The following is a 10,888-nucleotide window of genomic DNA, read 5'->3' as shown; positions in this document are numbered from 1 at the left end:
GTTCTGTATTCATCTCTCTCTTGTCTTCCTCTGTGTTCTCTGCGCCCTAGCGCCGGTTAAATCACCTGACGATGCTATCGGAAACGATATGAAGCGTAACTATCCTGTAGGAAATCACTCGCAATGCAAAATCCTGGAGCTTTGGTGACTGTGAAACGAGCCATCAAACCCCCAGGATTTAAATTTTTCCTCTTAAACGAGGTTCAAAATTATCGTCTGCAGACCTTAACTTACTCAGCAGTAGCCAATTCGGTATTGCCGCCGCCACGCTTCCGCGTTAGGGTATTGAACAGCATCTGACCGACTGCTTTAATCAAATTGCCTTCTAATTCCATAAACATTTTCATGTTCATGCCAAAAGCTGCATTAGCTTCATCAACAATTCGCTCTGCTGTAGCTTCGTCAATAGGCAGTTCGTTCATTGCCTGACGGTAGTTATTCTTAAACTCTTTTTCATCAGGAATATCCTGGAATTCATAAAAAGCAGTGCCTTCTCCCTCAGTAAGATTCATCCCGCGCTGGGCAATTCCCTTGAGGATTTGTCCGCCGGACAAGTCGCCGAGGTAGCGAGTGTAAGAATGAGCTACTAACAGTTCTGGTGCGGTAGCCGAAATCTCCTGAATCCGCTTCACATAAGCTTTCGCTGCGGCTGACGGAGCTACTTGTTCGCGCCAATTGGCACCGTAGTAGTAAAACAAATCTTGCTCTAAGCTTTGTTTGCGATTCAACTCAGAAAAGTAAATTTTTGAAATAACCGGATGGTTCTTTTGGCGTTCCATTTCCTCTTCGATTGCCGAGTAGACAAAGTAGAGGTTTCCTACTAACTTCCGGTAAGAAGTTTTTTCTACAACGCCTTTTAAAAAACACTTGACAAAACCAACGTTTTCTGCCATAGTGTGGGACTTTTTGGTTCCCTCACGCAATTTGGTCGCTAAATTGATGCTCATGCTATATTGTCCAACCTTCTATTTTTGTGGTAGCTGATGGATGGGTCAAAAATCTAAAAATTACCTAAGTATTTACCTTATATCGATTTGATGAGAGCTTGTATTAATTTTTATAACAAAAGTTGCAGTAGTCAGTTGGCAGTTGGCGGTAGTCAGTTGGCGGTAGTCATCAGTCATCAGCCAGTAACTAATGACTAATGACTCATCTTGGCCAGCAAACAAATGTCAAATGTCAACCGCCAACTGCCAACTGTCAACTGCCAACTATCAACTGCCAGCAAACAAATGCCAACTGCCAACTGCCAGCAAACAAATGCCAAATGCCAACTGCCAACTGTCAACTAATTTAAATGTCCAAGTCGAGCATATTGAGTTTGGGGCCGTAGGTTTCGATAAATTCGCGGCGGGGGGCGACTCGATCGCCCATTAAGATGGTAAAGATGCGATCGGCCTCAGCGGCGTCTTCAATCTCCACCCGTTTCAGCGTCCGAGTTTCCGGGTTCATCGTGGTATCCCACAACTGTGTCGGCATCATTTCGCCCAAACCTTTGAACCGCTGGACAGTGTAGTTAGCATTCGCCGGAAATTCATTGCGGATAAGACTGTTCCTTTCGCGTTCGCTGTAACAGTAATAATGATTCCGGCCGCGTTCTACTTTGTAGAGAGGAGGACAAGCAATATAGATGTAACCTTGTTCTACAAGTGCGCGCTGGTAGCGGTAGAAGAAAGTCAACAACAGCGTGCGGATGTGAGCACCATCTACGTCAGCGTCAGTCATAATTACGATGTGGTGATACCGCAATTGACCGGGATCGAATTCTTCGCCTTTGATGCCCAAACCCAGGGCGGTAATTAACGATTGAATTTCGTTATTTTTGTAGATTTTGGCATCGTCTGTTTTCTCAATGTTGAGAATTTTACCGCGCAAAGGCAGGATTGCTTGGAATTGGCGATCGCGCCCTTGTTTGGCACTGTTATGGACAAAAATTCCCGCAGCTAATGCAAAGTTGTGACTGTTAGGCACTTCGATGTCGTAAACATCGTACCGTTCCTCCAAATGTTCGATCGACACAACGCGGTGGTTGTAATTGCGAACAGCTTGGCGAGCCAGCAATTGATCTCCGCCAAAGTAGCGATCGCAAAAAGTTTGGTACTTCAACAAACACTTATCCTTTTTCGTCCGGCGGCAAGCATCGTAATAATCTACATTAATACAGCCTTTTTGCAACTCCACATACTTCAACATTTCCAGAGTTTTCCGGTAGTAAGTTTCGTTCAAAGCTGCTTTGCGTTGGCGGCGAAACTCCGGCGTCCACTGTTGCTTAGTTTTTTCACGACGCCAGTCCAACAATTCCCGATCTTTCCACTGCTCCTTGGCAAATTGCGAATTAGCCTCCCGCGCTTCAGGATTGTTAGCAAAATGATTGCGAACCCGTTCCGACTGAGCCAAACGGTTTTCTTCGGAGCTCCAATACTCTTGCTGCGCTTGGTTGAGCAGTTCATTATTTTGCTCGCGATAAGCTTCATTAGTATCGTAAAACTCACGCCACTTGCTCGTCATGTAAGCTTTATACTCTTCATCTTCCCACTGAGCTTTTGCCTGTTCAGACAGAATTTGTCTGGTTTCAGGATGCTGCATCCGCTCTTTCATCATCGCCCGAAATTCATCAGTCATGTGAGCTTGACGGCTCTTTTCAATGACATCTGGCCTGTGCAATGTTTTCTCAAGATTGGCGCGGTGTAAAGCCAAGTGAGCCTGAGCGGGCATCCGATGAATATTGGTCGGATTGTTGTTGAGTTTGTTGAAATCAACATGGTGGCGGTGATTACCGTCAGATGCTTGATAAACCTCATGTTTCAGGTTGTAGAAATCCGATAGCAAATGACTGTAAATCCACTTGTCACTGTTGGGATTCCAAACCATTTCGTAACCGTTAAGTCCCTGCCCGTTTTGGTTCTTTTTAGACAACTGGCGGTTGAGGGGCATTAAGGAATCGTCCGGTGTCAGCATGGCTGCGGCTCTGTAGGTACCATCCCGCAACATGAACGGATGATCGGGAGTACAAGTGATTGTCTCGCCATTGTCTAATGTCAGTTTGACAACTTCAGCATTTGCTTTAGTCATGCGAGCGTTAGTTATCCGCTCAAACCCTATGTTTCCACTTTCGCGAATAGTGTAGCAAAAGTGTTCTTTACCTTCTGCTTGTTCGTCAACTATCTCTTTGATAGTTTTTGTAGTGCCGTCAGCTAATATTATTTCTTGAGATGAAAAAAAACAGCCCCCTGCAGAATCGCCTTCAACTAGGTATATCTCAGACAGGGCGGGGTCTCTGGAGCTACAGTCCGCTAATTTTCCGGGCAAAGGAGACGATTCTAAGACGGATTTGCGGCGGACTAAATCGCGGGCGCGGCGGGCTGCTTCTGCGGCCTTAAATGCCTGAATTGCTTTTTCCAAAATAGCGTCGGCTACTTGGGGGCGAAATTCTAAATATTCGGTCAATACTTCGCCTACTAAGGAATCAACTATTCCCCGAACTTCGGTATTTCCCAGCTTAGTTTTTGTTTGGCCTTCAAATTCTGGATCGGGAACTTTGACGGAAATTACTGCTGTCAAACCTTCGCGGACGTTTTCGCCGGCGAGGTTGGGCTCGTTTTCTTTGATTTTGTTGCGCTTGCGGGCGATCGAATTCATCGTCCGCGTCAAAACAGCCTTCAAACCTTCTAAGTGCGTACCGCCGTCGATCGTCCGAATGTTGTTAGCAAAACCGAGAACATTGTCGCTAAAAGCATCAACGCACCACTGCAAAGCCACTTCTATCTGCACGTTGTTGCGTTCGCCTTGCACGTAAATCACTTCTTCGTGCAGAGGCTGCTTTTCGCGGTTCATGTAGGCGATATATTCCTTGATTCCGCCCTCATAACAGTATGTTTCGACCCGAGGTTCGCTACTTTTTAGCAGTTCCAAACGGTGGTCGCTAAACGTAATTCTCACTCCCGCATTCAAGTAACCCAATTCTCGCAAGCGCCCGGCGAGTGTAGTGTAATCAAATTCAATGCCAGTGCTAAATATTTGAGTATCTGGCAAGAAAGAAACTGAAGTGCCGGTGCGAGTGCCTTTGTTGGGCTTGGCATTAAGTTCAGTAACTGGATTGCCTCTTTCGTAGCGCTGTAAATGTTCTTTTTGGTCGCGCCAAACTGTCACTTCTACCCACTCGGACAGCGCGTTAACAACAGAAATACCTACACCGTGCAATCCTCCAGAAACCTTGTAGCCACCACCGCCAAATTTACCGCCGGCGTGAAGAACAGTCATTACTGTTTCTATTCCCGATTTGCCAGTCTTGGCAACTATGCCGGTCGGAATGCCCCGTCCGTCGTCTGTCACGGTAACGGAACCGTCGGCGTTGAGGTCAATCTCGATGTGAGTGCAGTGGCCAGCCAGCGCCTCATCAATGGAATTGTCCACAACCTCGTAAACTAGATGGTGGAGTCCTCGCGGGCCGGTGGTACCGATGTACATCCCCGGCCGTTTACGGACTGCTTCGAGACCTTCGAGAACTTGAATCTGGTCGGCGCTGTAGCTGCTGGTCATACAAAATAGCTCCAATAATGAGGTCTAAAGCCCCAAAAGCTTCTAAAATGGAAAAACTCCTAAAATTATAACACAAAACCGTTAAAGGCGATGCTAGGGCATTCTGAAGCGAATTTTTTTGAGGGGATGCACCCCACGCAGTTTTCCTTGAGGAGCTATTGACATTTGCTTGGAGGGCTGCTAGGCGAATGATGTGAGATTTTGGATTTGAGATTTGAGATTTTGGATTGAAGATTTGAGATTTGAGATTTTGAGCTGTGGCGCGATCGAGCGATTTTAGATTTTAGATTTTAGATTTTTTGAGAGGCGCGATCGCCCCGTTGTCGGCGCTTGCCAATAATTGTTTTGTACCTCTTCTGGTGTCTCCGAACTGCTCGCGCTTGTCGCGCGATCGCAATTGCGTCGCGAATCTCGATCGCCTGTCGGACGATCGCCCCTGCAACTTCCGGGCGGGCTGTCAAATATTCCATCAACTCGTTTTCCACCAAAGATTTAACGATTTCTCCTACCTCCGGGTTGGCTAACCGAGTTCTCGTCGGGCCTTCAAACTCTGGATTCGGTACTTTCAGGGCAATGATACCAGTGAAACCACATTCTAAAACCTTATTCCAGCTTAAAATTGGGTCTGTGTCTTTTAGTTTGCCCAACTCGCGGGCAATATTATTTATCGTGCGCGTCACCGCGAATTGGAATCTGTAAAAGTAAGGACTATAAAAGTAAGGACTATCGTAAATATTCCAAACGCAGTTAGTATAACCAAACAGTCGGCCATAGGTCTGATGTTCCTTTGGAACGTGCCATTGAACAGCTATTTCTACTTGTACCCCGTCTCGATCGCCCTGAATGTAAATAATATCTTCGTGCAGCGGTTCCACATTGGAGTTTAGGTAAGCGACATATTCCCGGATGCCGTCGGGAAAACAATAAGTTTCAATTGAGGGAGAACTGCTGCCTAGCATTTCCAAGCGGTTGTCAGTCAAAATAATTTTCAAACCGGGATTGAGATAAGCAAGCTGCCGCAGGTGAAGGGCGAGAGTCGGGCGATCGAACTGAGTGCCACTCTTGAAAATCTCCGCATCTGGCTTGAAACAAATCGACGTACCCGTGCGGTTTTCAGGGCTGGGTTTAGCTGTTAGTTGCGTAACAGCGATGCCTTTCTCAAAACGCTGGCTGTAAATTTGCTCCTCGCGCCAAACAGTTACCTGCAACCATTGAGACAAAGCATTTACAACTGCTATCCCAAATCCGTGGATACCTCCAGAAACCTTGTAGCCGTCGCTACTCCTGCCGGCAAAGCAGAGAACCGTCAAAACTGCTTCCAAAAATGATTTGCCAGTTTTGGAATGAATCTCGGTTGGAATTCCCCGGCCGTTATCTGTCACGGTAACGGAATTGTCAGCGTTGAGGTCAACTTCGATGCGAGTGCAGTAACCGGCCAGCGCTTCATTAATCGAATTGTCAACAACCTCGTAAACTAGATGGTGCAGTCCTCGCGAGCCGGTGGTACCTATGTACATCCTCGGTCGTTTGCGGACTGCTTCGTGAACTTCGAGAACTTGAATTTGGTCGGCGCTGTAGCTCCCAGTCATACAACAATAGCTCCAATAATGAGGCCTAAAGCCCCAAAAGCTTCTAAAATGGGAAAACTTCTAAAATTATAGCACAAAACGGTTAATGGCGATGCTAGGGCATTCTAAATGGAAATTTATTAGGGGGACGGAGGCGAATAGTTGTGAGATTGCTTCGCGACTTTCCTGGTGCAGCGCGGTAAATGAGTGGATGGAGAGAGGGGAAAGTGGAGAGGATGAGAGTCTGGGAGAGGATTTGACGGTTTTTATAGCGAAATGAAATATGCTTTTGAAATCTGCGACGGCTTATGTTTAGATTAATTACGATTTGTGGGGCGACGGCGACGGGGAAGTCGGGAGTGGCTTTGGCTGTGGCTTCACGACTGCGATCGGCAATTTTGAGTGCGGACTCCCGTCAAGTGTACCGCAAATTTGACATCGGGACTGCAAAACCTACAAAAACCGATCGCGCTTTGGTACCGCATCACTTAATTGATATCTGCGATCCGACAGAAACTTTAACACTGGCGGAGTACCAGCAGCAAGCTCAAAAAATAATTGCTGATATCGATTTTCCGGTTTCTCCCCCCCTGTTGTTGGTGGGAGGGACTGGTTTGTATATTAAATCGATTGTCAGGGGTTTGAAAATTCCGAGGGTTGCACCGATGCCCCAATTGCGATCGCAACTTGCGGAACTAGGACAATCTCAATGTTACGCGATCTTGCAGCAGGTCGATCGCTCTGCAGCGGAGAAAATTCACCTAAATGATTCCTTCAGAACCTTAAGGGCGCTGGAAGTATTTTATGTCACTGGGCGCTCGATTTCGGAACAGCAGGGCGAAATTCCTCCGAATTATCCTATTTTACAAATAGGGTTGGATTGTGATATTGATGTTTTGGGCGATCGCATCAAACAGCGCACCGAACAAATGTTAGAACGCGGTTGGGTGAGTGAAGTAGAATTTTTGTCTAAAAAATACGGCTGCGACTTGCCTTTATTGAACACGCTGGGCTATCAGGAAATCAAACAATATTTGGCTGGCGAGATTACTCTGAATCAAGCTAAGGAATTAACAATTTTGCACACGAGGCAATTTGCTAAGAGACAGCGAACTTGGTTTCGAGCTTATCCTGAAATTGAATGGTTTGATGTTAGCGCGCCAGATTTGTTGGAGCGAGTTTGGCAGAGAATGCAGGAGTTTGTTAATCAAGATTTCGGCGATTGGCAATAATCCGAATCTGTTCGGAAAAACTTTTTGTCACCCTCAATAGTCGAGGATGTTTTTTGGGCTGATATCGTTTCCGGTTGCATAGGAATTATTTAACCACAGAGGGCGCAGAGAACACAGAGGAAGAGAAGAGAGAGATGAAACATCCACTTGTTGAGGCACTGTCTGCTATTTTTCGCTGACATACAGCGTATTCCGGGTTGGTGAAATATGCACTCCTAATCTGGTTTCTTTACAGTTAGATAAGCTGTCAACTGATGGTTGTTCGAGAAACCCGGTTTCTGGGGTAGTGCATCTCAATGGAATATGCTGCAAATCAATTGATATATAGCGGTTCTCAAGCTTGGTGAGGTATGCCCGATGCCCGATGCCCTATGCCCTATGCCCTATGCCCACTCCTAGCACCTCATCTTTCTAAGAAAAGATACAACTTCGTCTTTCCCATCCTGACATCTTGAGGAATGTCGAATTTTTTAACCGAACTTGGTATGATTATTTTACGGCAATTTGTTGGAGACTTCTGCCAGTTTAGTCACCATTTGGGATACGGCTTTATCAACTGCCGCGCTCAAAAGTCTGTCTTCATTGCTACTGCCGGAATTACCGCCAATACCTCGGACAGAAAAATTGGAATCGCTTTGATCCACTTCTCCTACTAATTTAGCTGTAGCAAGAATGTCCCCGGAAGCTGTACCGATTAATCGCACATCTATTTGATAGGGCATAGGGCATCTTGCCCGCTCGCGAAATCGAAGGGTGAGCATAGGGCATACCTCACTTTTTTGATAACCGCTATATGTCTTTATAAAAAATTAGGAGCTGTAAAAAGATAAGTAGAAGTGAAGTCAAAAAAAAAGGGGGAAGCTAACAATTCAATGTGATGAAATGTGGTGATTTGTAGGTAATAAGGATAAGAAGCAGTGGATTTAGCTGGCAATTGATGTATCTACCAAAGAAATTGTAGGAGTATATATTGGCAAAAGAGATCAAGCTGGCGCTCAAGAATTATGGGATTATTTGCCACGAGTTTATAGTCAATGTGCCGTAAGTTATACAGACTTTTGGAGTACCTATAGAACAGTTCTTCCTCAAAAAAGATACAAGACAGTAGGAAAGGAGACTAATCTGACAAAGTATGTAGAAATATTTAATAATACGCCGAGACAAAAAATATCTCAATTGGTGAGAAAAACTATTGTATTCTCTAAAAAACTCTCCATCATATTGGCAGCTATTTGGTATTTTATTCATGAGTATAACGCCAGTTTATGTATCAATTAAAATTCTTAACTTTCCTTACTATGCAGGACTACCATTTCTAGGTCTGACATGACACTTTCCTTTGTAAAATAACAATCCCGAACTCAAACACACTCATTAAGTTGTTTCATATCCTCTGGCGGCTGGACTTGCTTTTGCAAACTAATTTTGTCGCCCACTTCATAGCCAGAATTAAAGCCAGCCTCACTGCTGACTTGAGAATCTGTTCTCGTTTTAACTTTAACACCTCGGCCTTTTAAATAATCGGCGATCGCCTGTTGATTCTTCTCAAACATCGATCGCACTACAATCGCAGGAGTCGCCGCCGTATCAGCCGTACCGGGAATCCCAGACTCCTCCATCTCCCGCTTTTGTTCCAGCAATCGCTGTCTCAGCCTTGTGGCGCATCCCACCCGAAAAGCATTCAAATACGCCAATCCCCGGCCACTTCCCTTGCGGTATTTCGCCCGTTTCTCGATCGCAGAACTCAAATACTCGTAAAGGTGCTTGCAAACAATCAGATTTGTAGAGCTTCCCACCAAAAACATATTACCAGTATAAGTGTTCCGCATACCAGTACAACCGTTAGCTTCAGCAATTCCCGACAGCAGCATCATTTTCCAAGTCACAAATTTCGAGGTGGTTTCAACTCCGCTTTCGCCCATTTCTTCTTGGTGATTCGGGCCTAAATCAGCGAGGCTGAGATTGTACTGCGCCAGTAAAACCGAAGCTTTTTCGGCCGCCGCCGTCGATTCATTTTCATTGGATGAGGTAGCGAGGGCTAACAGCTTTTTGATTTTTTCAACAATACTTGTATCTGCCATTGTTCGATCGGTTTTGGGGGGAAAGTACGCCGTGGTAGCGATTTGGGGATAGTTATATTTTACTATAGCGTGGAATGTGCGATATTTTTTAACCGTCTTAGCGTGCAGTCAAAAACCGAATTTTTTAACAAAAAGATGCGTCTTCACGCAAAATTCGCTGAAAAAGTCAGTTTCTTTGGTAACAGTGCGATGTTTTTTCAAGATAATTTGATTCATCTAAATTGTCTGTACCAAAAAGCTGCATTTTTGCCTAAGACGGTTTACTTAAAACTTGTTATAGTTGGAGATTTTTTCCCATACCTCCTAGTCTCCAAGCCATCGAGATAGTAGGGCGTAGCCGAGGAATCTTTGGAAGGTATCAGCAGTTTCAACCCAAGCGTATTAAAATAGAAAATGAGTCGATCGATACTTGACCAATAGCAGGCTAGATGAAAAAATGAATGAGAGTTTGCCGCCGATTTATTTTTATATTCCTAAAAGCCAGTGGCCTGTAGGAAAAATGCCAAAAATTCCTGAAGAATACTGGCAGTGGATGAGTTCTTGGGGTAGCAGGTACGGCCGGGGAAAGTATGATTGGACTCTGCAAACTTATCTTTATTTGAAAGCGGACGGGTTGCCATGTCAATTAATAGATTTTAGGCCGGATGAAGGCATCGTGCTGTCGCATCGAGATTTTTTATCCGATAATTTACAACCGCTGCCAAAGTTGCTGGTTGTTTGTATTAAAGTGGATAGAGAACCTCACCCTTACGCTCAGTTGCAAGTAGTGCAGAACGATCGCGATCCGCTATTTAGTCGATCGCCCTTTTTATGGCAGTGTCACCCGCTCAAATTTTGGCTGCAACCAGGGTTAATTCCCCGCGATGCGGGCCGGGGCGAAATCTTTGAAAATGCAGCCTTCTTCGGCGTTTTAGACAGTCTAGCACCGGAATTGCAAGCACCGTCCTGGGGCGAAAAACTCGGCGTTTTAGGTTTGGATTGGCAAGTGGTGGGGTGCGATCGCTGGCACGATTACAGTAAAGTTGATGTGATTGTGGCTGTTCGCAGTTTTGAGGGCGAACTCACTTTTGACTCGAAACCTCCCTCGAAATTGATTAACGCTTGGCACGCGGGCATTCCGGCGGTTCTCGGCCGCGAATCTGCATACCGCAGGGAACGCAAAAGCCAACTCGATTACATAGAAGTAGCTTCGCCGGAGGAAGCGATTGCTGCTGTTGAGATGCTGCGGGGCGATCGTAATTTGCGCGCGGCAATGATCGAAAATGGTAGAATTAGAGCGCAGGAAACGGCAAATGCCCAGATTATTTCGCAGTGGCGCAATTTTTTGACAAACGTAGCCGTTCCTGCATATTATCGTTGGTGTACCGCATCTATTTGGCAGCAGCAAATATTTTTAGCCCGCCGCCATCTAATTATGAAAGCAAACCGCCTCCAAAGCCGCCTCAATCAATTTATCTCTAAGAAATAG

Annotated in this window: 7 protein-coding genes and 1 pseudogene; 3 read left to right on the top strand and 5 right to left on the bottom strand. The window is 45.5% G+C overall.

Features of this window, described 5'->3' with window-relative positions; translation table 11 throughout:
* Window positions 1-230: 230 nt before the first annotated feature.
* The 3 genes from QUA01_RS23655 to QUA01_RS23645 form a co-directional block, all read right to left on the bottom strand.
* Window positions 231-947 carry a biliverdin-producing heme oxygenase gene (locus QUA01_RS23655; protein WP_333089800.1) on the bottom strand — a complete coding sequence of 239 codons (717 nt, stop codon included), beginning with the start codon at window positions 945-947 and terminating at the stop codon, window positions 231-233.
* A 346-nt stretch (window positions 948-1,293) separates the two neighbouring features.
* Entirely contained in the window at window positions 1,294-4,539 is a 3,246-nt protein-coding gene (gyrB, locus tag QUA01_RS23650; protein WP_333089801.1) for a DNA topoisomerase (ATP-hydrolyzing) subunit B, read from the bottom strand.
* Window positions 4,540-4,829: 290 nt separating this feature from the next.
* Window positions 4,830-6,128 (bottom strand): ATP-binding protein, encoded by a 1,299-nt coding sequence (locus QUA01_RS23645; protein WP_333089803.1) that lies wholly within the window; start codon window positions 6,126-6,128, stop codon window positions 4,830-4,832.
* Window positions 6,129-6,415: 287 nt separating this feature from the next.
* Between QUA01_RS23645 and miaA the strand changes: the two genes are divergently transcribed.
* Window positions 6,416-7,339, top strand: a complete 924-nt coding sequence (gene miaA, locus QUA01_RS23640; RefSeq protein ID WP_333089804.1) for a tRNA (adenosine(37)-N6)-dimethylallyltransferase MiaA — start codon at window positions 6,416-6,418, stop codon at window positions 7,337-7,339.
* Between the two features lie 494 nt (window positions 7,340-7,833).
* Here the strand turns inward: miaA and QUA01_RS23635 are convergent, their stop codons facing one another.
* On the bottom strand, window positions 7,834-8,061 hold the full coding sequence (locus QUA01_RS23635) for a CsgG/HfaB family protein (RefSeq protein ID WP_333089805.1): 228 nt from the start codon (window positions 8,059-8,061) through the stop codon (window positions 7,834-7,836).
* A 118-nt stretch (window positions 8,062-8,179) separates the two neighbouring features.
* On the opposite strand from QUA01_RS23635, the pseudogene QUA01_RS23630 reads away from it, so the two are divergent.
* A pseudogene (locus QUA01_RS23630) lies at window positions 8,180-8,617 on the top strand (IS1 family transposase); the annotation flags it as partial.
* Window positions 8,618-8,700: 83 nt separating this feature from the next.
* Here QUA01_RS23630 and QUA01_RS23625 read toward each other — a convergent pair.
* On the bottom strand, window positions 8,701-9,420 hold the full coding sequence (locus QUA01_RS23625) for a DUF2786 domain-containing protein (RefSeq protein WP_333089806.1): 720 nt from the start codon (window positions 9,418-9,420) through the stop codon (window positions 8,701-8,703).
* 436 nt (window positions 9,421-9,856) lie between these two features.
* Between QUA01_RS23625 and QUA01_RS23620 the strand changes: the two genes are divergently transcribed.
* On the top strand, window positions 9,857-10,888 hold the full coding sequence (locus tag QUA01_RS23620) for a glycosyltransferase (RefSeq protein WP_333089807.1): 1,032 nt from the start codon (window positions 9,857-9,859) through the stop codon (window positions 10,886-10,888).

This window comes from Microcoleus sp. S36a_B3 (genome assembly GCF_036700745.1).
Lineage (GTDB): Bacteria > Cyanobacteriota > Cyanobacteriia > Cyanobacteriales > Microcoleaceae > Microcoleus.
Note: the sequence above shows the minus strand (reverse complement) of the source record. Positions and strands in the feature narration are given on the sequence as shown.